The sequence below is a fragment of the Spirosoma sp. KCTC 42546 genome (genome assembly GCF_006965485.1).
Taxonomy (GTDB): Bacteria; Bacteroidota; Bacteroidia; order Cytophagales; family Spirosomataceae; genus Spirosoma.
On sequence record NZ_CP041360.1, the window covers coordinates 3219698 to 3243363 of the forward strand.

The following is a 23666-nucleotide window of genomic DNA, read 5'->3' on the forward strand; positions in this document are numbered from 1 at the left end:
ATGGCAATGCTATGGTACCGGATCGTAGCCATGACCACCCCAGGGATGGCAACGACTGATGCGTTTCAGGCCCATCCACCCACCCCGAATAGCTCCATGTTTGCCAATGGCCCCGATTGTGTATTGAGAACAGGTTGGGGTATACCGGCAGGCATTGGGGAAATAAGGTGACACAATGGCCTGATAAATTTTAACCAGCCCAATGAGAATTGTTTTCATCATACACGCATAAACAATAAAACGCCCAAAAACTTTCCCGCAATATGTATCTTTGTCCGCCGTCGTTAGTTGGTATCATACTCTTGTTTGACGTCTGTAGTTTAAAGTTTGACGTTTGTACTTCCTGAGATAACTCTTGACGTCAGACTTTAAACTACAGACGTCAAACCTTAAACGTATTTACTCATTTTATGCTTCAATACATTATTTGGGAAGTTAATCCTGAAATTTTTCACATTGGCTCGTTCTCAGTGCGCTGGTATGGGTTGCTGTTCGCGCTGGGTTTTCTGATTGGAATGCAGATTATGAGCTACATTTTCAAAAAAGAAGATAAGCCTGTTGCTGATACCGACACGTTGTTGATTTACATGGTTGTTGCCACGATTCTCGGGGCTCGGATTGGCCATTTCCTCTTTTATGAACCAGAAGTTTTACTGCATCATCCGTTAACTGTTATTACACCACCCTTTGCCGGGTTGGCCAGTCACGGGGCCACTATTGGTATTTTGACAGGCCTATGGCTCTATTCCCGTCGAAAAGAGAGTCGGCTAACTAACCAGACGTTTCTGTGGGTGACAGACCGCATCGTTATCGTAGTGGCCCTGGCAGGAGCCTGCATTCGTTTTGGTAATCTGATGAACTCCGAAATTGTGGGTCGCCCAACGGATGTGCCCTGGGCATTTGTGTTCATGAATAATAATGAATATGCTAAAATTCCGCGTCACCCGGCTCAGCTCTATGAATCCATTACCTGTCTGGTGATCTTCTTTATTCTGCTCTGGTTCTGGAATCGGAAGAGAGAGCTAACACCCCGTGGCAGCATGTTGGGTATTTTCCTGATCTGGATATTTGGACTGCGTTTCTTTTATGAATACCTGAAAGAAAATCAGGTACCATTTGAAGATAGCCTGCCCTTAAATGTGGGCCAGATTTTAAGTATCCCGGCGGTGTTGATGGGTGTTTATTTCCTGGTACGGAGTTATCGGAGTCCAGTTGTACTACCTGCACGCGACGAGCCGAAAGAGATTGAGTCCTAACTTGTCAGACATTGAAATTATCGGCTTAGCCCTCTTTTTTTGACAGGATTACAGAATTAAATCGCAGAAAAAATCCTGTTAATCCTGTCAAAAAAGAACTTGTCCTACAACACCGAACCTATTGTAAGACGGGAACTCAGAAAATGCTGTATTTTTGAAGGTAACTTACCTCATCTATACACTTCATTCTGTGAACCCGTCTTTTTTTAGTTCGCCCAAAACACGCTTACTTTTAGTTGTACTTCTGAGTACTTATATTGCCCAGGCTCAGGTACCCGGTCGACAAATGCACTGGACTGCCAATGGAAATGCCTCCATTTCCGGTACCCAGGGTGATCTGGTCAAAACCGACATTCGGACCGGGCAAAAAACCGTTTTACTCGCGCAGGAAAAATTGCGTCAGCCAGGGAGTACGCAACGCATGACTATTTCGGACTTTGCGTTCACTCCCGATAGCGCCAACATCCTGGTTTTTACGAACACGGCCAGGGTATGGCGTTACAACACACGAGGAGATTATTATCTGTTCAATCGCACATCGGGCCAGTCTCGTCAGTTGGGCAAGGGACGTCCTGCCCAATCACTGATGTTCGCCAAGCTATCGCCAGATGGGCACGCTGTGGCCTATGTTAGTGAACACAATCTGTTCGTAGAAGATGTTGTTACGGGTCAACAAACCCAACTCACAACCGATGGAACCCGTAAGCGTATCAACGGTACGTTCGACTGGGTGTATGAAGAGGAGTTCGGTTGCCGAGATGGATTTCGGTGGAGTCCCGATAGCAAGCAGATTGCCTACTGGCAGGTGGATGCGACCAAGATTCGTGATTACCTGATGCTGAACACCACCGATTCCGTTTACTCGCGTGTCATTCCGGTCGAATACCCGAAAGTGGGCGAAGCTCCGTCGCCAACCCGGATTGGTGTCGTTTCGGCAACGGGCGGCCAGAATGCCGTACCGCCAACGACCTGGTTAGCCATTCCTGGCGATCCGCAGCAACACTACCTGAATCGGATGGATTGGATACCCAACAGTAGCAACCTGTTTATCCAGCAACTGAACCGCAAACAGAACGAAAGTAAACTGTTTGTCTGCAACACAACAAACCAGTCGATTACCCCGATTTATACCGAAACGGATAAAGCCTGGGTCGATGTTAGAGAGCGGAACAATAATGACCCAAACGGGGGGGAGTGGCTCAATGGTGGAAAAGCCTTCGTGTGGGTTTCCGAAAAAGATGGCTGGCGGCACATTTACCGGATAAGTGTTGACGGCAAAGGCGAAACCTTACTGACACCGGGTTCGTATGATATCGAATCGATCAGTCATATCGACGAGGCCACCAACCAGATTTACTTTATCGCATCGCCCCAGAACACGAACCAACGATATTTGTACCGCACCCGATTGGATGGTAAAGGCAAAGCCGAACGACTGACGCCTGCCGGACTGGATGGAACCCATAGCTATGTGATTTCCCCGAATGGAAAGTTGGCCCAGCACTCATTTACAAATTACCAGACGCCACCCGTTCAGGAGTGGATAACCCTGCCCGATCATAAACCCGTCAATGCGCAGGAAAGCATGGCGACACGGATGAAACCCGTTACCAAATCGAACGTTAGTTTCTTCAAAGTTACGACTGAGGATGGCGTTACGGTCGATGGCTGGATGGCCAAACCAACCGACTTCGATAGTACGAAAAAATACCCGATCGTTTTTTACGTGTATGGCGAACCGGCTTCCAGTACTGTCAACGATGTGTTCTCTGTTGGTCAGAATCGGCTTTTTCTGGGCAATATGGCCAACGAGGGGTATCTCTACGTAGCGCTCGACAACCGGGGCACACCCAACCTGAAAGGCGCAGCCTGGCGCAAGTCGATCTACCGGCAGATTGGACGGATTAACATCCGGGACCAGGCCATGGCGGCTAAGAAGCTGTTTGCGCAACATGCGTACATCGATACTAGTCGAGTGGCCGTTTGGGGCTGGAGTGGGGGAGGGTCAACAACCCTGCATCTGTTATTCCAATACCCCGAGATTTACAAAACCGGCATTTCGATAGCGGCAGTGGGTAACCAGTTATTTTACGACAATATTTACCAGGAACGGTATATGGGGCTACCGCAGGAAAATCGGGACGATTTTGTGGCCGGATCGCCGATTACGTATGCGAAAAACCTGCGGGGTAACTTACTGTACATTCACGGTACTGGCGACGATAACGTGCATTACGACAATGCCGAACTGCTGATCAACGAATTAGTAAAATACAATAAGCAGTTTCAGGTGATGCCCTATCCGAACCGATCGCACGGTATTTCGGAGGGAGAAGGTACACAACAGCACCTGCGAACACTCTACACGAATTATTTACACACTCACTGCCCACCAGGTCCACGCTAAACTCATGACTCGAATTATAACCATTTGCTTGCTGCTGTTGTCCGGTCTGGCTGCTGCGCAGCGCTACCAATTTACCCACGACGATACATTGCGGGGCTCGATCACGCCCGAGCGAGTATGGTGGGATCTGACATTTTATCACCTGAAGGTTCGTGTGCAGCCTGCCGATAGCACCCTGAAAGGCTCGACCGAAATTCGGTACCGGGTGTTAAAGGCAAGCCAGATCATGCAGGTAGACCTACAGCGTCCGCTTCAGGTAGAACGCGTTGAGCAGGATGGGCAGTCGCTCAAGTTTCGACGGGATGGCAACGCTTTTTTTGTAACATTGACGAAAGCCCAACAACCGGGCAAAAACGAATCGGTGACGGTTTTTTATGCGGGCAAACCTCGCGTAGCTAAACGCCCACCCTGGGATGGGGGCCTGGTATGGTCGCACGATAAAGAAGGGAATTGGTTTATTGCCACGGCTTGTCAGGGATTGGGGGCTAGTGCCTGGTGGCCCTGTAAAGACCATATGTACGATGAGCCAGATTCGATGGCCATTAGCGTGACGGTTCCCGAAGATTTAACCGATGTATCGAACGGTCGGTTGATTAAGACGAAAACCAATCCCGACCACACCCGTACCTTCGACTGGTATGTTAAAAACCCGATCAATAACTATGGGGTCAATCTGAACATTGCCCGCTATGTGCATTGGGACGAAACCTACACGGGGGAGAAGGGGGCATTGTCGCTCAACTATTATGCCCTCCCCGAGCATGCCGATTCTGCTAAGGCACAGTTTCGGCAGGTACCCAAGATGCTGAAGGCGTTTGAGTACTGGTTTGGGCCATATCCGTTTTATGAAGACGGCTATAAATTAGTCGAAACGCCTTATCTGGGCATGGAGCACCAGAGTTCGGTAACCTATGGCAACCGCTTTCGGAATGGCTATCTGGGTCGCGACCTTTCCCGTACGGGCTGGGGATTGCTTTGGGATTTTATCATCGTTCATGAATCCGGCCATGAGTGGTTTGCTAACAACATTACCTATAAAGATGTGGCCGATATGTGGATTCACGAGAGTTTTACGAACTACTCGGAATGCCTGTTCACGGAATATTACTACGGTAAAGATGCCGGAGCCACCTACGTAATCGGTTGCCGGGCAAACATCCGGAATGATCGCCCAATCATTGGCACCTACAACGTAAACCATGAGGGATCGAGTGATATGTACTACAAAGGCGGCAATATGCTGCATACGATCCGGCAGCTTGTGGGAAATGATGATAAATGGCGGCAAATCCTGCGCGGAATGAACAAGACATTCTACCATCAGACCGTTACCACCAATCAGATCGAGCAGTATATGAGTGAGCAAGCAGGGATTAACCTCAAGCCTGTTTTTGATCAGTATCTGCGAGATATTCGCATTCCGGTGCTTGAATATCGGTCGGTAGGGAGTGGAATCCAGTACCGCTGGGCCAACTGTGTAGCCGGATTTGCTATGCCTGTACGCATTTGCTTCGGTGAAACAGGGCCTTTTCAGCTACTACAACCCACCGCTCAATGGAAAACAATGCCCGCAAAAGGAGCTACAATAATAACGGTCGATGCGAACTACTACGTTCTCTGTAAGCAGATTAAAGAATAGAACGTTTGCTCAAAAGAATAGCGATCCTATTAGAAGAAACAGTAGCTTGCTATCGATTAACCTTTACCCCATTCTTATCTAGAAAACACGATGATACGAACAAATCGAAACTGGCTTTGGGCCGGCTTACTCCCGGTAATGTTATTGGTTGGCTGCGGAGGAAGTAAAGAAGAAGAGGAAGAAAAAGAGAAAAAAGAAGAAGAGTCCGTATCTACGCTGGGCGCTGTGAGTGCCTTGAAAGAGATGGCGAATCAGGCCGAAGAACTGGGAAAAAAAGGTCCCGTTGCCACAGTGGACTTCCGAACGCTCAAAGAATTACTGCCAGCTGACGCCGATGGACTACCTCGAAAAGAAGCTACTGGTGAGAAAAATGGCGCTGCTGGATTTACGGTTTCAACCGCCGAAGGTAAATATGCAAACGAAGATGGGAGCGAAACGATAGAATTGTCCCTCATCGATGGGGGCGGTTCGGCGATGATGATGGGCCTGGCTGCCTGGTCTATGCTCGAAATTGATAAGGAAACCGAAAATGGCTACGAAAAAACCACGAAAATAGGCGACAATAAGGCATATGAGAAGTACGACAACGCCAACAAAGATGGCGAAATAGCGGTACTGGTCAATAAACGATTCATTGTTTCCATAAAGGGACGAGGTGTCAGCATGGACAAAATCAAAGCCGCGCTCGAAGACGTCGATTTGGATAAGCTGGCGGATCTGAAGTAAGGAAGGTATTTTAAACGCAAAGAACGCAATGAATATTCACTTAGCGTTCTTTGCGTTATCCCTTGCGCCTTTTGCGGTTAAAGAAATTTACTCAAAGTCTGCATAAATCAACTTTCTATCTACCTTGTCAGGCAATGGCCCCTGACGGGTCAGTTTCATTTTGGCTAAGGCCGCTCCGGCATGGGCACAGTTTCCGGGTGCATACCCATCCAGGTAGGCTGTTAAAAAGCCCGCCCAATAGGCATCACCAGCGCCAGTAACATCCACCACATCAATCTTTTTGCCCGGTATTCGCGCTTGTTTCGTTCCGCCATCATACGATACCAGACTTCCGTTAGCGCCAAGGGTTAAGCAGATAGTGGTTGCCCCCATTTTATGAAAATCGCTTAAAATCCGCTCTGGCGTTTGGGGGGAGCCATAGAGCCGTTCAGCATCATCTTCACTTACTTTTACTAACGCACCAGCCGTAAAATAATCAGTCAGCACACGCCAGGCCTGATCGCGATCTGGCCAGATACTGGGGGCGTAGTTTGCATCAATCGTAACCTGGCAACCAGCAGCCTTCGCCCGTCGGGCCGCGTCGATAATGGTATCCTGGGCAGGTTGTTGACTAAGAGCAAAGCAAGTGGTATGAAACAGCTGCGTTTGCGCCAGTAGGGAATCTGGTAGCTGTTCTGGTTTCAGCTGACAGTCGGCATGGCGGTAGGCAACAAAGTCGGGCGTGCCAGCCGTTCTAGAAACAAGAACGATGGTAGTCGGCTCCAGAGGATCAGCGGTAATGAATTGGGTATCCACACCTGATTCTTCAATCTGCCGGACCAGGTATTTGCCAATATTGTCATCACCAACGCAGGAAACCAGCGCCACCTGACCGCCCAGGCGGGCCATATTCGTAGCCATATTGGCGGGGCTCCCACCCTGATACCGCCTGAAGTCCTGGGCATCAAGCAAACTGCTCGACACGTGGTGGCCAATTAAATCGGCTAGTAATTCGCCAACCGAAAGGAGAGCGTAAGGGCGGGGTGAATTTGCCATGTATAAAAAAAGTTCTTGTGATTAGCTTTCAGAGATAGCTATTTCGCTGGAAAACTAATCACAAGAACAAAAAGAGCCAATAGAATAGAACTTAATTTTAACCAAGCTCAATCGGGATGGTTTCTTCGTCGGTCTTTCTGATTTCTTTTACCAGAAAGCAGGAGGCTGCAGCCAACAGCAGGCAGATACCCGCCAGTACAAGCGCGTTACGGGGATCGTCGCCCAGCAGAGGTTTGTAATAGAGCGGCACGGTAAGCATACCAATAAACTGAGGGACACAGATAAAACCGTTAAAAATGCCCATGTACACACCCATGCGATTTTTAGGAACCGCGCTCGCCAGCATCAGGTAAGGCATCGACATAATGGACCCCCAGGCTAACCCAATAATAGTCATGCCAGCCAGATAAATAAATTTGTCGTTCGATGTAAGCGTCAGGAAGAAGCCCATAGCCCCAATAGTAAGGAACACGGCGTGGGTAGCTCGGGCGCTGCCAATGGCTTTTGCAATGCGGGGGATGAAGATTGAGATGACGGCGCAGGAGATGCTGAACATAGCAAAGCAAAGTCCACCCCATTTGGTGCCTTCTTCGAATCCGGCTCTATTAGACACGGTATCGGGCGCGTTAAAGGCGTACTTAGCCGTTGCAAGCGACAGGTATTGCCACATCAGCGGCAGGCCATACCAGGTAAAAAACTTCACCCACCAAAGCTGCCGCATAACGGTTGGCATTGCCGAAAGCGATGCCAGAATCTCTTTGAAAATAGGAAGTCTCAGCACCAGGTAACTGCCTGCCAGTACACCAACTCCCCACATCAGGCCCGTTGAGATACCGCCTATACGCGCAGCAAAGAAGAAGGCCAACACAGCAGCCCCAACGGCTAAGGCTACATGCCAGAACGAAATCGACTTCTTTTCTTCGGCAGTAAACTCGTGCTGCTCTTTATAATTTTCGTCAACCGGCGGATACTCTTTCGTGGTGCGGACCGTCCACAGCACAGAAATCAGGATAGCAGCTGCGCCAATGTAAAACGGGTAACGCACTGAGTTGGGAATGCCGTTGGCCAATTGCCCTTCCGACAGTACCATAGAAATGCCCAGAAGTGGCAAGATATACGGCATTAAGTTGGCTAAGGTTTGTCCGAAGCCCACCATAAACGATTGGACGGCAAAGCCCGTAGGCCGCTGTTTATCGTTCAGCATATCACCTACGAAGGCCCGGAAAGGTTCCATGGCCGAATTCAAGCCCGCATCGAGCATCCACATCAGCCCGGCGGCCATCCAGACATACGATGAATTGGGCATCATGATCATGGCTATGCTACCGAACAGCGCCCCGGCGAGAATAAACGGCTTCCGTCGTCCCCAGGTAGGTGACCAGCTTCGGTCCGAAACCGCTCCAATAATTGGCTGGAGCAATAAACCGGTTAATGGTCCAGCGAGCCAGAGACCCGGAATGGAGGCTTCATCAGCACCCAGATAGCGGTAAATAGGACTCATATTAGCTTGCTGTAGGCCAAAGCCGTATTGAATCCCTAAAAAGCCGAAACTCATATTCCAGATTTGCCAGAAACTTAAGTTGGGCTTAGCTTTTGCAGAGGTTTTCTGAACACTTCCCGTTTGCATTGATTATAGTATATTTAAACAGTCATCATAGGTTTCTACAGAGTAGTCAGCAATAATACGTACTGATTTGCAGGATATGGAGATAATCTTGTCTTATTTTTTTGAAAAGACGTACTTTTGAGAATGATTCCAAAAACGTGGCCGACCCTTATTTTGGCCCTAACGGTGTTTCTGTTGTCATCTCAAGTTGTCTTTGCTACTGTCTCGACGGATTCGACTCAGAAAATCGTTGTACGTTCAATAACCTTCAAAGGAAACTACCGTACCCGAGACCGAATTATCCTACGCGAAATGACGCTTCACGTTGGGGATTCCGTTCGGTTGGCCGATTTACCGGGCCGTGTTGCCTGGGATCAGCGTAATATTAGCAATACGACGCTGTTTGTGACGGTCGATATGGGAACCCAACTGATACCCTCGGCTGATTCAACGCAACTTGCCCAACTCGATCTTACGGTGACTATGAAAGAGCGGTGGTATTTTGTGGCGTACCCTGTTTTTGACTTGGCCGACCGTAATTTTAACGAGTGGTGGTACGATCGGGGGCATGATTTTAGTCGGGTCATTTATGGGGGGCATCTTAGCTACCGTAACGTAACCGGCAATAATGACAAACTTCAGGTTATTTTTGAGCGTGGTTTTTTGCAGCGAACAATCCTATCCTATTCTAAACCCTATATTGACCGTGCCCAAAAAATTGGCTTACGCATGGACGTAGGGTATGTGACAAACAAGGAAATTCCCTACCGCACCCAGTTTGATAAGTGGGTCTATGTAAAATCGGAAGAGGTGCTACGGGAGCGAAAATATGCCGCCCTGACGCTTACCCATCGACGTGGCCTGTATCACTATCATACACTCGATACCCGTTATACGCAGAATACTATTGCGGACACGATTGCCAAACTTAACCCCGACTATTTGTTAGATGGCAGCACTAACCAGCATTTTCTGGCAATGAGCTACAACTATCGGTACGACCGCCGTGATAATGTAGTCTATCCATTACAAGGCACGCTGTTTTCGGCAGGCATCGGGGTTTCTGGAATACTGCCTACTGATAACTTTCATTTTCTGGATCTTGCAACCTCTATCACGCGCTACTGGCCGTTGGGAGGGCACTTTTATGCCGCAGGAAGCTTACGGGCTCGTTCCACCTGGCCCACACGTCAGCCTTATATAAGTTTGCGTGGCCTGGGCAGTTCCACTGATATGGTACGCGGTTATGAACTGTTTGTTGTGGATGGGCAACGAACCTTTATTTGGCGGAACAGCCTTCGATACCAACTCTTTAATGTTCGCAAACAGTTGAACTGGTTGCATGTCCGGCAGTTTAACACGGTACCCATTGCGGCCTATCTTACCGTTTTTGGCGACACGGGTTACGTTAGCAGTACCGTTGCTGAACAATACCAGAGCCGGTTAGCGAATCGCTTATTGGCTGGTACAGGGCTCAGCCTCGATGTGGTGTCTTTTTATAACCTGGTGATGCGCTTTAGTGGAACCATCAATGCACAGGGCAACACCGGATTTTTCTTCAATCTAGCGCAGGAGCTGTAATTAATTCCACTCATCAAATCCCCTGCACAAGTTGGTTCTCAGGTAACCAATCATCCGAATTCTGATGCGTTGGAACTGCGTTGATCTATACATTTGACGCGTCAATCTGACAAACTAATCACTACTCCGATGTAGACGTATCGTCTTCAATTTCCGCTTACTACAGCGAGTCATTCGACTCTGATTTTCTTCCGCGTACGTTTCATTTTCTTAACCGTTTAACATCAGTTTATTCATGGAATTTTTATCCCTTGTATCCACGTGGGGCTGGGTAGCTCTGCTCTTAATGGCCGTAGTGCTCTACAAATTAGTCTTACGGTTTCTGTTCGGGATGGTTATTGTTCCCGAAGACCGGATTGGTCTGGTGACCAAAAAATATGTGCTTGTGGGTACCGATCGGGGCTTGCCCGATGGGCGTATCATTGCCACCAAAGGCGAAGCTGGTTATCAGGCGCAAACGCTGGCGCCGGGCTTATACTGGTGGATGTGGCCCTGGCAATATGGTATTACCATGCAGCCGTTTATGGTTGTTCCCGAAGGCAGGATTGGCTTAGTTCTATCCAATGACGGAGCCGAATTGCCTACGGGTAATATCCTGGCCCGACGTGTCGATTCCGATAATTTTCAGGATACGGAACGCTTCTTATCCAGTGGAGGACAAAAAGGTCGGCAAACGGCTGTACTCACACCGGGTACGTACCGGATCAATCCCTATGCGTTCACGGTGACGATTGCCGACATGACCGTTATCAAGGAAAACATGGTCGGAATTATCACGACGCTCGATGGTGCGCCTTTGCAACCGGGTCAGATTGCCGGTAAGAATGTTGAGGGGCATAACAACTTCCAGAACGTCGATTTCTTCCTGCAAAACGGTGGTAATCGAGGGCTTCAACCGCAGGTTGTGTTGGCGGGTTCGTATTACATAAACCCCTGGGCTGTCCAGATCGAAGAGATTCCGATGACCGAAGTACCTATTGGGCATGTAGGTGTGGTGATCTCATACATTGGTGAAGATGGCGAAGACCTTACCGGTGAATCGTTCAAGCACGGGAATATCGTTCGGAAAGGCTTTCGGGGTGTTTGGATGGAACCGCTTGGGCCGGGTAAATACCCCGTCAATACCTTTACAATGAAGGTTGAAGGTGTGCCGACAACGAACCTGGTGCTGAACTGGGCCAATGCCCGTACCGAAGCGCATAATCTTGATCGTAACCTCTCGACGATCACTGTTCGTTCGAAAGACGGTTTCCCGTTCAACCTCGACGTGGCTCAGATCATTCATATCCCATCAGTGGAAGCGCCTAAAGTGATTGCCCGATTCGGGAGCATGACCAACCTTGTCTCGCAGGTACTGGAACCAACGATTGGTAACTATTTCCGGAACTCAGCGCAGGATTCGGATGTGATCGCGTTCCTGAGTACCCGGAAAGAGCGTCAGGAAGCCGCTCGTGAACACATCCGGGCGGTATTGGAAATTTATAACGTGAACGCTGTGGATACACTCATTGGCGATATTGTGCCACCCGATAGCCTGATGAAAACCCTCACCGATCGGAAGATTGCGCAGGAAGAAGAAAAAACCTACGAAACCCAGCGGATGGCGCAGGAAAAACGGCAGGGTATGGAACGCGAAACGGCCCTGGCCGATATTCAGCGCGAAGTCGTAAAAGCGCAGCAAAGTGTCGAAATTGCCCAGCGTACAGCCGATGCTGCCGTTAAAAAATCGGAAGGAGAGGCCCGTAGTTTAAAATTGCAGGTGGGGGCCGAATCGGAAGCAACGAAAGTGCGGGCAGAAGCTAATGCCGAAGCCCGTCGTCGGCAGGCCGCAGCGGATGCCGAAGCCACAAAACTAACCGCAGATGCCGAAGCGGAACGGATTGCTAAAACGGGTAATGCCGAAGCCGAGAAAATCCTTGCCATTGGCCGGTCCACGGCCGAAGCCTACGAATTGCAGGTACGCGCGATGGGCGACGAAAACTTTACGCGCTTCAAGATCACCGAAGAAATTGGCAAAGGTCATATTCGTGTCATTCCAGATATTGTCATCAACGGATCAGGTACTGGTACGGAGGGCTCAATGAACGGACTTATGGGTTTGAAATTGCTCGAGCAAATCGAAGAACGGAAGACGGGGCAGGCTACCAAAATTGTGGATGTAACGAAGTCTGTTGAGGTTGCGAAATAGGTAGTACGGACGGTCGTCCATAGCCGTGGAAACCCATGTAGCCGAAGGTTAAGTTGTAGGTACTATTCTTCTACAATTTAATCTCCGGCTACGCGGGTTTCCACCCGCGCTACTTACCTTTGTGCTAACCTTCACCCCAGTCCAAAGCGTCGTCTTTGGCATTTTTCATGGACAAAGCTATGCCGCAAAAAGAAGCCCCTAAAAAGCCTTCATCGTCTTTGTTGAGCCTGCTAAAGCCGTATTCCAGAATGATTTTGCTGCTGATTCTATTTGCCTTGATCAGCAATGGCGTCAACCTGGTTCTACCGATGCTCATCTCGCACGGTATCGACGATTATTCGGCTGGAAAATTTGTGTTGCGCACCATCGTCATCGAATTTCTGGTAGCTACGCTGTTCATTTTTGTGTTCACCTACCTGCAAAGTGTTGTTCAAACGTACGCTTCGGAGCGTGTAGCGCGGGATTTGCGTACACAAGTAGCGGCTAAAATATCTCGGCAGAGCTTTACCTATATTCAACAGACGAACCCGTCGAAATTATTGACAAACCTGACCTCGGATATTGATTCTGTCAAGCTATTTGTCTCGCAGGCTATTGTCTCTATTGTTTCATCGCTCTGTATCATTATTGGAGCGAGTATTCTACTCATCAGCATCAACTGGAAACTAGCGCTGGCTGTATTGACAATTGTGCCGATTATTGGCATTACGTTTTATCTGTTACTCAAGAAAGTACGGGTATTGTTTATGCGTAGCCGGGAAGTAATCGACTGGCTCAATAAAGTCATCAACGAAAGTATTCTTGGTTCGGCGTTGATTCGGGTAATTAATTCGCAACAGCTGGAGTACGACAAATTCCTGGCGGCTAATACCGACGCGAAAGACTTAGGTATAGCCATTTTACGCTTGTTCGCAGCCCTGATTCCGGTAATCAGTTTTACGGCTAATATGGCGGGCTTAACCATTCTGGTGCTGGGTGGCCATTTTGTCATTACGGGTAGCATGTCGCTTGGGGATTTTGCGGCCTTTAACAGCTATCTCGCTCTGCTGATTTTTCCGATTATTGTCATTGGGTTTATGAGCAACGTTATTGCGCAGTCGTCGGCTTCGTTTGAGCGGATCAATGCTGTGTTGCAGGCACCTGAAACAGTGCAAACCGGGAGCGTAGAAGCTACCCTTAAGGGCGACGTTGAACTCAAAAACGTGTCGATGTACTACGGCGATAAACCCGCGCTGAAAGACGTTTCTTTTTCGGTAAAAGCCGGTACCCGAACCGCTATTGTCGGCCCAACCGCGGCCGGAAAAAGTCAGCTCCTCTTTTTGCTGACCGGCTTGTTAAAGCCCACGTCGGGAACGGTCGAGTACGATGGCAGGCCCATTGATATGTACGACGAAGAGGCTTTCCACCAACAGGTTGGGTTTGTGTTTCAGGATAGTATTATGTTCAACCTGAGCCTTCGCGAAAATATTGCGTTCAGCGAAACCGTGACCGACGAGTCGCTGAAAAAAGCCATTGACACCGCCGAATTACGGGAATTTGTTGAGTCGCTGCCCAATAAACTCCAGACTACCGTTTCCGAGCGGGGCGCTAGCTTATCGGGCGGGCAAAAGCAGCGCATCATGCTCGCTCGTGCGCTGGCACTCGACCCCAAAGTCTTGCTACTGGATGATTTCACAGCGCGGGTAGATTCCAATACCGAGCAGAAAATTTTGGCGGGAGTGCAACAGAACTATCCCGGCTTAACCCTGTTATCGGTAACGCAGAAGATTGCTCCGGTTGAAGACTATGAGCAGATTCTCCTGCTTATGGAGGGCGAAATTATTGCCAAAGGAACCCATCCCGAATTGATGGCCACCAGTCCCGAATACGTTCAGATTTATCAGTCGCAACGCAGCACCAGCCAGTATGAACTACGATCTTAATCAGGCTACCGGGCAAAAAGAGGAGAAGAATGCCACCTACAAAGCCCTCCGGAAACTACTGACCCTTATTGAGGATGAACGCCCAACCTTGATTCTGGCGTTTGTTGCCATTCTGGTCAATTCGGGCCTGACGCTGGTTGGGCCAATGCTGATTGGTCATACCATCGACAACTACATTCAGACCAAACAGTACGATGGCGTTCTGCGGAATGCGGGTATTCTGATCTGCCTGTATGTCGTTGCGTTCGGGACCAACTATCTGCAAACTCGCATGATGGGGGAGGTAGGACAGCGCACCCTGTTCAGACTTCGGAATGCGGTTTTTAATAAATTACAGGAATTGCCGGTCGCCTTTTTTAACCAGAACAAAGCAGGGGATCTGATCTCCCGGATCAATAATGACACCGATAAACTGAATCAGTTTTTTTCGCAGTCATTGATGCAGTTCGTGGGCAGCATTTTTATTATGCTGGGCGCAGGGCTGTTTTTGCTGTTTATCGACTTGCCGCTTGGAGCCGCATCCCTGTCGCCAGCGATCCTGATGTGGATTTTTACAACACTGACGGCGGCCTGGATTAAACGAAAGAATGCGAGTAACCTGAAAAGTGTTGGTAACCTGAGTGCCGAGATTCAGGAGAGCCTGAACAATTTCAAGGTTATCATTGCCTTCAATCGACGAGACTATTTCCGGAAGCGCTTTGACGAAGCCAATCAGCAGAGTTACCAGACTGCCATTGGAGCCGGCCTGGCCAACAACGTCATGGCACCTGTTATTGGTATGGTAGCCAATTTCGGTCAACTAATTGTCCTCACATTCGGTATTTACCTGATCTCAACCGGCCATTTTACGATTGGTTTGTTGATCAGCTTTCTGTCGTATGTGAACAATTTTTATAACCCACTTCGGCAACTGGCCGCGTTGTGGACGAATTTTCAGGTAGCATTGGCAGGCTGGGATCGTATCTCGCACCTGCTGGCGTTGCAAACGAATCTGAAAACCGTTGAGAATTCAGTAACGGTACCGACTTCGGCACTTCTCTCATTTCAGCAGGTGTCATTCAGTTATCCGAATGGACAGGAGGTGCTGCACAACATCAATTTTGACCTGGAACGCGGCAAAACCTACGCGCTGGTTGGCCCAACGGGGGGCGGAAAAACCACGACAGCTTCGTTGATTGCCCGTTTATACGATCCAACCAGTGGAACAGTGCTGCTCGATGGGAAAGATATTCGCTCATATAAACCCGAAGAACGTACCCGTAAAATTGGCTTTATTTTGCAGGAGCCTTTTCTGTTTACCGGCACAGTTCGCGAGAATATTCTGTATGGGAATAAACAGTACGAGAATTATTCCAACGATCAATTGGCCAACGTAATTCAGCAGGCGAACCTGGAAGGGCTATTGGAGCGGTTCGACGATGGCCTGGATACCAAAGTGCAGACCGGTGGCGATGCGATCAGTCTGGGTCAGAAACAGCTCATTGCCTTCATGCGGGCCGTTTTACGCAACCCAGACTTACTTATTCTGGACGAAGCTACCGCCAATATCGACACCGTTACGGAGCAGTTACTGGAAGAAATCCTCCAAAATTTACCCGAAACGACCACCCGCATCATCATTGCGCACCGCCTGAACACCATTGAAAGTGCCGACGAAATATTCTTCATCAACTCGGGTCAAGTGACGCGAGCCGGTTCGCTCAATGATGCGGTCGATATGCTCCTGCACGACAAACGGACGAGTTAAGCCTTTCAATTTTCTACTGATGATAAGTCAGTTGTATATACCTCATTTTTGAGGTTCTGCTGAATAATGCTGGCTTGGACCAATGGCCAGTATTTATCAAATAAGGTTAGAAACCATAAGGCGGTGATGGTAGGCAACAGGTATTTGTCCCATGCTACATAAGCTTTACCAAGCATCAGGATATTCACAAGCGCTATCCATCCTGCGAGACCGCTGTTAAATCGGGCAAAGCGTAGCACCGTAAGTAACATTAATCCACCAAATACAATCTGTTTCGAAACATTGTTGAATCCAACTGACATCACAAGTCGATCAAGCAATCCCAGTTCAGCGACCTTAAAATAATCATTGTAGGTTTGACGGGCAGGAAACCAGACTATAATCGCACAAATTAGTAAGAGCCACGTTAGTACTAGGGCGGGTTGCCGTTTAACATAGTCAGAATAAAATGATAGGTGTGGTCTGATCAAAAACTCAGGTATAACGTAATACGCCCCTATACAAGCGGCTGCATACATCACGAATCCTGGACTATAAAGCAGATTATATTGCGTTCGATCGTACTCCTGGCGAGCTATTTCAGCCGAGGGCCCCAGTCCGTTCCAGAATAATATCCAGCCCACCAACGTTAGCAAAGCCGCTACATACCAACGCGAGAAGCGAAGGTATCGAATCAGGTAACCTACTCTGGTTTCGTGGCTCGATTGTTTGTATGCCTGTACAAGCTCGAATCCTAGAATAGCTAGCGGGAAAACAACCATATATTGACGTGTGCTGATTGCCAAGGCCAGACAAACGCCACTTAGCCAATGTATCCGCTTTAGGTAAGCTATCAACCCGACCATAACAAAGGCCACCGCTGTCATGTCTGTATAAAAGTAGACGCTGCAGTAATAATAGTACTGGCTAATAGCAAGACCTGCTACAACGATCCAGAAGCGTCGTGCCGGGCCCGGATTTAACCAAAGGAGTGTCGTCAACAGCAGAAAGCTCAGGGCAACATTATAAAGCCTGAGGGTCTGAATCGTCGGATCGAACAATCGGCAAATCCAGCCTCCGATGATAAAGGCAAGTGGCGTAATCACCTCTGAATAGGTTTGCAAAAGCCTGGCTGATGGAATTGGTTCGCGGGCGAACTGAAGGGTCGTTTTGAAAAAATGAGTTTCGTCGGAGTAAAGAAATACGGGTAATTGAAAGCCATTCCTGAGCCAGGCGACACCAGCGTAAATAAACAGCAGGGCCACGAAGCTGTACGTTTTGTAACGTAGCATGGGTGGGAAGATAGATTACGAAATGTGGTGGATAAGTTTTATTGCTAAAATAGCTAATAGCCACATTAATAAACAAGTAGCTACTAAAAACATTGGAAAATTTACAATTAATATTAGTAGCTTGTATTGTAGCTAATGGTAGTTTTATAATTGCCTGCCTAATTTGTTGGATAAGGAACAGTATGGGAATAGGCTAACGACCGATTAATAGGAAATCAGATAGGTACCTGAACTTCAGACGTCTCCTGAAGCATCTGCTGTTTTTTCTCTTCAGCAATTTTTACAGGGCTCCCGAATATGTAAAACAACTTTTTACGAATGCCCTTCGCTTTTCTGACATCGGCGACCATATCGCTGAGTTCATGGAAATTGATAAAAATTGGGTTCGCCTTGTTCGGGATATTGGTTGTGATGCCGTAAATAACAGGTTCATCTTCAGGCTCAAATGTGCCAAATATACGGTCCCAGAAAATGAAGGTAGCCCCGAAATTTTTATCGATGTACTGCTCCTGCGAACCGTGGTGTACCCGATGATTAGACGGTGTTGCAAAAATATACTCGACCCAGGCAGGCATCCGACGAATGTATTCGGTATGCACCCAAAACTGGAACAAGACCGCAATTTGATTGGTGACGAAGAAAATAATTGGGTGGAAACCCATAAACGCTACCGGCAAAAAGAACACGATCTTTAAGTGCTGAATCCAGCTCAACCGATAGGAGACTGTGAGATTGTAAAATTCACCTGAGTGATGAACTATATGCGTTGCCCACCAGAAGCGTTGTTCGTGCGAAACCCGGTGCGCCCAGTAACTGAAAAAGTCGTAGATAATGTAGCAGGGAATGAGCGTCCACCACTGCAATTCCATGCGCCAGGGAATCAGATTGTAAATCCAGATACAGAGGTAAAGTAACCCGAGCTTGAGGGCAGCCGTTACAACCAGATTCCCCAGACCAACCAGAATGGAGCCAATTGTTTCTTTTCTCTCGTAGAACTCTTTCTCCTGATAATAGGTAACGGCCATTTCGATAGCCGTAAAAAATAGCATGACAGGTACAGCCCACAGAATTATATTGGGGATGTTTTTCTCGATAGTATGTACACTGTCAAAGGGAATTTTGCTGGCACCAAATAAAGGAAAATGCATGATAGGCCATTCATCGCAATGCGTGTTATGCACTTAGGAACTGCATTTGATCCGTTGAGTTTTTGTATCCGAGTAATTGAACGGAATCGTATAAGATTAAATTCGTAAAATACTATCAATGGCGGCATAAGCGAATCATCTATGAAAAGCACTCGCAAACGAAGCTTGGCAGAGAATTAGGCTAATGCATTACTTTTGCAAAATCAACCTGACATGTATGAAGTACAACTATTTTACGATCGGCTTGCTTAGTTCAGCACTCTTTTTTAGCGCCTGTAGCAACCACAAGCAGACGGATACTCAAGCTACGGACTCCACTGCAATTGCCGCTACAACTGAATCAACTACCGATATTCCGATTACCGAACGTATAGCCAACTTAGGTTTAACCGCCGATAGCGACTGGCGTGGAATTAAGTTAGGTGATGAGTTCGCGAACGTGAAAGGGCTTGAAAAAGGGGAACCGTTCGAGAGTGATTCCGATCACATTGGCTACACAATTGAGTTGAAAAATCTCGAAACAGCAGATATACTCTATTATCAAACGGATAAAAAAGTGTCGGCGATTGATGTAGACTTATTTTTAAACACTCGCCAGTCGGTGAGCGATTATCAGAAAGACCTGGATTCGTACTTTACCGCCCGTTACGGAACTCCCAAACCCGGCGATGGGGGCACGGTTTGGTCGGGCTGGAAACGAGGGGCGGTCACCTTGAAAGATGTCTCGAAAGGCAAAGATTTTGGTTTGAAAATCAAAATAGCATCGACAAGTAATTCGGCAACAGCTTCCGCGAAATAACATCATTTCTGCCTTCGTGGGTAATTTGTTCGACTACTAATAAGAAGGGCAGCTCGTTTCCGAGCTGCCCTTCTTATTAGTTAATTTTCAAGCACGCCATAAAAGCTTCCTAGGGGATTTCGACATTACCGACTTGTCTATCAAGCAGCCCGTAAATGTATGTCGGCCCGTATGTTTAAGGACGCTAGTAATTCTTCTAGTTGCCCTATATATTGTTGCCTAAGCCGTTCATACCCTTCAACCGCTAATGAGTCAACAGACGGTTGTTTCTCATGCAACTGGACCATGTCATTAAGCCGCTCAATACGAGTTAGAACATCCACGATTTCACTATGTAAGTTTGAGCGTCGATTCATTGTTCCAAGTTATTTGTATAAAACCCTTAGGGAATTTCCGTCGCGTTACCCGGTCTGGTTTGGTCATTGTAAACTGGAATAACCATTCCGCACGGTCTGAAACATACAGAAAATGATCCCGTTCACGCTCATCAATCATCCGTACGAAATATACATCTAATCTAGCAAATTGATTTTTTAGTAGGCGTAAATCCTTCTCAAACTGATGATGGATTATTTTGGGTAAAACAAACACCACATCAAGATCATTCGGCTTCTCTTTTTTCGTGACAAAGCTTCCATCAATCCAAAGGGTAAGCGATCTGATAGAAAGTTTGTTAATATCGTTTAGAAGCGAATGTAACAACTCAATTAATTCAAGACGATGATCATTCCATCCGAATGTTTCAACAAACGACTCCCAATCAGTTGCAATTAAGTCATATGGAACCAGATGGCCCTGTGCGTCAAAATGAAGGGTTTGCAATGCCTTAATTAATCTTCAAAACTGCCATAAAGGCTTCCTGCGGGATTTCGACATTGCCGACTTGCCGCATTCGTTTCTTTCCTTTTTTCTGCTTGTCGAGCAGTTTACGTTTGCGGGAAATGTCGCCACCATAACACTTGGCCAATACGTCCTTTCGGAGAGCACTTAAGGTTTCGCGGGCAATAATTTTCTGACCGATAGCTGCCTGAATCGCAATTTCAAACTGCTGGCGGGGAATTAATTCGCGAAGCTTTTCGCAGAGTTTTTTTCCCCATTCGTACGACTTAGACCGGTGAACAATAGCGGAGAGCGCATCGACTTTATCGCCGTTGAGCATTACATCGAGCTTCACCATGTCCGATTCTCGGTTATCCATAAACTCGTAATCGAGGGAGGCATAACCGCGTGAGATCGTTTTGAGTTTATCGAAAAAGTCGAACACGACTTCGGCCAATGGCATCTCAAACTGAAGTTCAACACGATCGGCGGTCAGGTATACCTGATTTTTAAGCAAACTCCGCTTATCCATACAGAGGCTCATAATACCACCCACATATTCAGCCTTTGTGATGATCTGAGCCCGGATAAACGGCTCCTCAATGTAGTCGATCAGGTTTGGATCGGGCATTTCAGCGGGGGCCGATACCTGAAGTTCTTCACCTTTGGTGGTCATCACCTCGAAACGCACCGATGGTACCGTAGTAATTACGGTCATGTCGAACTCGCGCTCCAGACGTTCCTGCACAATTTCCATGTGGAGCATACCGAGGAAACCGCACCGGAAACCAAAGCCTAAAGCCGCCGATGTTTCGGGCTCCCACACGAGGGCTGCATCATTGAGTTGCAACTTCTCCATGGCATCGCGAAGGTCTTCGAATTCACTGGTTTCTACCGGATAAATACCGGCAAATACCATCGGTTTTACTTCCGAGAAACCCTGAATAGCCACACTGGCTGGATTATCGATAGTTGTAACGGTATCGCCAACTTTTACTTCTTTGGCTACTTTAATACCCGAAATCAGATACCCTACATCCCCACACTCAATCACATCTTTGGGCTCCTGGGTCAGGCGGAGCGTGCCAATTTCATCGGCGGTGTATTCTTTGCCGGTGTTCATGAACTTCACCTTATCGCCCTTGCGAATACGGCCGTTCTTAACCCGGAAAATAACCTCGATACCCCGGTACGAGTTAAAGTGCGAATCGAAGATCAGCGCCTGCAAGGGACCTGAGGGCTCGCCTTTAGGGGGCGGAATTCGCTCCACAATAGCGGCCAGAATTTCCGGAACACCAATACCCTCCTTACCCGATGCCGGAATGATATCGTCACGGTCACACCCGAGCAGGTCCACCATTTCGTCCTTAATCTCCTCGGGCCTGGCACCCGGCAAGTCGATCTTGTTCAGGACGGGGATGATAACCAGGTCGTTATTAAGGGCCAGATACAGATTTGAGATCGTTTGTGCTTCCGTTCCCTGCGACGCATCGACTAAAAGCAATGCCCCTTCGCAGGCGGCAATCGAGCGAGAGACCTCGTAACTAAAATCTACGTGACCCGGTGTGTCGATCAGGTTTAGCGTGTAGAGTTCACCCTTGTACATATAGTCCATCTGGATAGCGTGACTCTTGATGGTGATGCCACGTTCACGCTCCAGATCCATATCGTCGAGCAGTTGGGCCTGCATATCGCGGGAACCAACGGTCTTTGTGAACTCTAATAATCGGTCGGCCAGGGTGCTTTTACCGTGGTCGATATGGGCAATAATGCAAAAATTACGGATATGTTTCACGTAGGGAAATGATGTTTTCGGTTTGTGGTATTCGGTTTACGGTGGGCTGAGGCAAAGACTGTTAATGCGTCAGCCCACCGTAAACCGAATACCACAAACCGAATACTACCTTATTAATCTGCAAAAATACGCATAAAAAACAAACGCCGGACTCATCGGGGAGCCGGCGTGTTCAATTACACTTCATCAACAAACTAAAAACCAAATGCTGTAGGAGGGGGACTCGAACCGCCCACGGTGCAGTTAGCTACAGTACAACTCTGGTGGTCAACCCCAGTCGCCACGAAGGCGGCATTATGCTGCGTTTATCCTTTATCACCACCCCCGAGACAGGAGGGCACGTCTGCCAATTTCGACATCCTACAGTGTGAGGAAAAAAAGCCAAGAAGACCGGCGTGTGACCCCGCTCGATCAACTTGACAATACAAAGATAGCTCATTCAGTACATCTGTTGCAAATTTTACATAAAAATTTCCTAAAATTTATCATGCGTTCAGAAATATGTTACTTTTGTTATGATCCATCAAAAATATAGCTAAAATGTCCGAAAAAAATTTAGAAATTGATAATACGGATCTAAAAATCCTGAGTTTATTAATGCAGGATGCGAACATGGCTTATACGGAAATTGGCAAGCGAATATTCGTCTCGGGCGGGACAGTACACGTGCGAATGAACAAGTTGAAGCAGATGGGCATTGTTCGCGGATCGCAACTAGTAATCGATCACGCCAAACTCGGTTGGGATATCAGTGCGTTTCTGGGTATTTATTTAGATAAAAGCTCCCTCTATGAGGAAGTTTCCAGGCAACTGGAAAAAATACCCGAGGTGGTGAATGTGCATTACACAACTGGTATTTACAGCATTTTTGCCAAAATCGTTTGCCGGGATACACAACATCTGCGCGAAGTACTTCATGATAAGATTCAGAAAGTTGCTGGTATTCAACGTACAGAAACCTTTATCTCCCTTGAGGAAAGCGTTAACCGTCCTATTCCGTTTGCAGAGAGTTAGTTTGATGTTTGTAGTTCGGAGTTTGATGTTGAATAGCTCACGCAGGTTTATTCGTCAGCCAACGTCAAACATCGAACTTCAAACATCAAACTAAACGTTATACCTCCCAATAAACACAAATTCATGCAACCCAAAATTCATGCAACAACAGTGGTTGGTATTCGACACAACGGGCAGGTCGCCCTGGGTGCCGATGGCCAGGCCACTATGGGCAATACCGTTGCCAAAAGTAATGTTCGAAAAGTACGTGTTCTAATGGGAGGCAAAGTGCTGGCTGGCTTTGCTGGCTCTACTGCCGACGCTTTCACCCTGATTGAACGCTTTGAAGAAAAGTTAAATGCCTATGGTGGTAACCTAAAACGAGCCGCTATTGAGTTGGCAAAAGACTGGCGAACAGATCGTTATCTGCGTAAACTGGAAGCCATGCTTATTGTGGCTTCGAAAGATGACTTGCTCCTTGTATCGGGCACGGGCGATGTTATTGAACCCGATCATGATATTGCTGCTATTGGCTCTGGTGGTATGTATGCCCAGTCTGCGGCAATTGCGTTGAAAAAACATGCGTCATCGCTTTCGGCAGAAGAAATGGTTCGGGAAAGTTTACACATAGCCGCCGATGTATGTATTTACACAAACCATAATTTAGTGGTTGAAACGTTATAGTGGAGTGAGTGTAGTAAGTGGGATGAATCACTCCACTCTTTTTACTCCCT

The 23666-nt window shown here is 47.7% G+C and carries 18 protein-coding genes; 11 read left to right on the plus strand and 7 right to left on the minus strand.

What is annotated here, in order from left to right:
• Positions 1-9: 9 nt before the first annotated feature.
• Positions 10-219 (minus strand): membrane protein insertion efficiency factor YidD, encoded by a 210-nt coding sequence (gene yidD, locus EXU85_RS13070; protein ID WP_142776705.1) that lies wholly within the window; start codon positions 217-219, stop codon positions 10-12.
• 191 nt (positions 220-410) lie between these two features.
• Between yidD and lgt the strand changes: the two genes are divergently transcribed.
• The 4 genes from lgt (at position 411) to EXU85_RS13090 (ending at position 6028) form a co-directional block, all read left to right on the plus strand.
• On the plus strand, positions 411-1256 hold the full coding sequence (lgt, locus tag EXU85_RS13075; protein ID WP_142772507.1) for a prolipoprotein diacylglyceryl transferase: 846 nt from the start codon (positions 411-413) through the stop codon (positions 1254-1256).
• Positions 1257-1542: 286 nt separating this feature from the next.
• On the plus strand, positions 1543-3663 hold the full coding sequence (locus EXU85_RS13080; protein ID WP_142776706.1) for a S9 family peptidase: 2121 nt from the start codon (positions 1543-1545) through the stop codon (positions 3661-3663).
• A gap of 4 nt (positions 3664-3667) precedes the next feature.
• A complete protein-coding gene (locus EXU85_RS13085; protein WP_142772508.1) occupies positions 3668-5302 on the plus strand; it encodes a M1 family metallopeptidase in 1635 nt (544 codons plus the stop codon).
• A gap of 93 nt (positions 5303-5395) precedes the next feature.
• Positions 5396-6028: a transposase gene (locus EXU85_RS13090; protein ID WP_142776707.1), complete on the plus strand. Its 633-nt coding sequence runs from the start codon at positions 5396-5398 to the stop codon at positions 6026-6028.
• Positions 6029-6115: 87 nt separating this feature from the next.
• Here EXU85_RS13090 and EXU85_RS13095 read toward each other — a convergent pair whose 3' ends face one another.
• Positions 6116-7063 (minus strand): carbohydrate kinase family protein, encoded by a 948-nt coding sequence (locus tag EXU85_RS13095; protein ID WP_142772509.1) that lies wholly within the window; start codon positions 7061-7063, stop codon positions 6116-6118.
• Positions 7064-7160: 97 nt separating this feature from the next.
• Positions 7161-8690 (minus strand): MFS transporter, encoded by a 1530-nt coding sequence (locus EXU85_RS13100; RefSeq protein WP_142772510.1) that lies wholly within the window; start codon positions 8688-8690, stop codon positions 7161-7163.
• Between the two features lie 123 nt (positions 8691-8813).
• On the opposite strand from EXU85_RS13100, the gene EXU85_RS13105 reads away from it, so the two are divergent.
• The 4 genes from EXU85_RS13105 to EXU85_RS13120 all read left to right on the plus strand — a co-directional run bounded on the left by EXU85_RS13105 (position 8814) and on the right by EXU85_RS13120 (position 16107).
• Positions 8814-10250 carry a BamA/TamA family outer membrane protein gene (locus EXU85_RS13105; protein ID WP_142772511.1) on the plus strand — a complete coding sequence of 479 codons (1437 nt, stop codon included), beginning with the start codon at positions 8814-8816 and terminating at the stop codon, positions 10248-10250.
• Positions 10251-10485: 235 nt separating this feature from the next.
• Positions 10486-12438: an SPFH domain-containing protein gene (locus EXU85_RS13110; protein WP_142772512.1), complete on the plus strand. Its 1953-nt coding sequence runs from the start codon at positions 10486-10488 to the stop codon at positions 12436-12438.
• A 179-nt stretch (positions 12439-12617) separates the two neighbouring features.
• Complete coding sequence (locus EXU85_RS13115; protein WP_246859546.1) at positions 12618-14360, plus strand: ABC transporter ATP-binding protein; 1743 nt, start codon at positions 12618-12620, stop codon at positions 14358-14360.
• On the plus strand, positions 14344-16107 hold the full coding sequence (locus tag EXU85_RS13120) for an ABC transporter ATP-binding protein (protein ID WP_142772514.1): 1764 nt from the start codon (positions 14344-14346) through the stop codon (positions 16105-16107). Before EXU85_RS13115 ends, EXU85_RS13120 begins: the two co-directional genes overlap by 17 nt.
• A 5-nt stretch (positions 16108-16112) precedes the next feature.
• Here EXU85_RS13120 and EXU85_RS13125 read toward each other — a convergent pair whose 3' ends face one another.
• Entirely contained in the window at positions 16113-17378 is a 1266-nt protein-coding gene (locus tag EXU85_RS13125) for a hypothetical protein (RefSeq protein ID WP_142772515.1), read from the minus strand.
• 215 nt (positions 17379-17593) lie between these two features.
• Positions 17594-18526 (minus strand): sterol desaturase family protein, encoded by a 933-nt coding sequence (locus tag EXU85_RS13130; RefSeq protein WP_142772516.1) that lies wholly within the window; start codon positions 18524-18526, stop codon positions 17594-17596.
• Between the two features lie 217 nt (positions 18527-18743).
• Here EXU85_RS13130 and EXU85_RS13135 point away from each other — a divergent pair, with 217 nt between their 5' ends.
• The gene (locus EXU85_RS13135; RefSeq protein ID WP_142772517.1) at positions 18744-19325 is read left to right on the plus strand and encodes a hypothetical protein; all 582 of its coding nucleotides are present in this window, start codon (positions 18744-18746) and stop codon (positions 19323-19325) included.
• A gap of 330 nt (positions 19326-19655) precedes the next feature.
• Here the strand turns inward: EXU85_RS13135 and EXU85_RS13145 are convergent, their stop codons facing one another.
• Both EXU85_RS13145 and lepA read right to left on the minus strand, forming a co-directional pair.
• Entirely contained in the window at positions 19656-20147 is a 492-nt protein-coding gene (locus EXU85_RS13145; RefSeq protein ID WP_142772519.1) for a hypothetical protein, read from the minus strand.
• Between the two features lie 4 nt (positions 20148-20151).
• A complete protein-coding gene (gene lepA / locus EXU85_RS13150; protein WP_142772520.1) occupies positions 20152-21939 on the minus strand; it encodes a translation elongation factor 4 in 1788 nt (595 codons plus the stop codon).
• Between the two features lie 540 nt (positions 21940-22479).
• Here lepA and EXU85_RS13155 point away from each other — a divergent pair.
• Both EXU85_RS13155 and hslV read left to right on the plus strand, forming a co-directional pair.
• Entirely contained in the window at positions 22480-22953 is a 474-nt protein-coding gene (locus EXU85_RS13155) for an Lrp/AsnC ligand binding domain-containing protein (protein WP_142772521.1), read from the plus strand.
• A 123-nt stretch (positions 22954-23076) separates the two neighbouring features.
• Positions 23077-23616, plus strand: a complete 540-nt coding sequence (hslV, locus tag EXU85_RS13160) for an ATP-dependent protease subunit HslV (protein ID WP_142772522.1) — start codon at positions 23077-23079, stop codon at positions 23614-23616.
• Positions 23617-23666 lie beyond the last annotated feature (50 nt).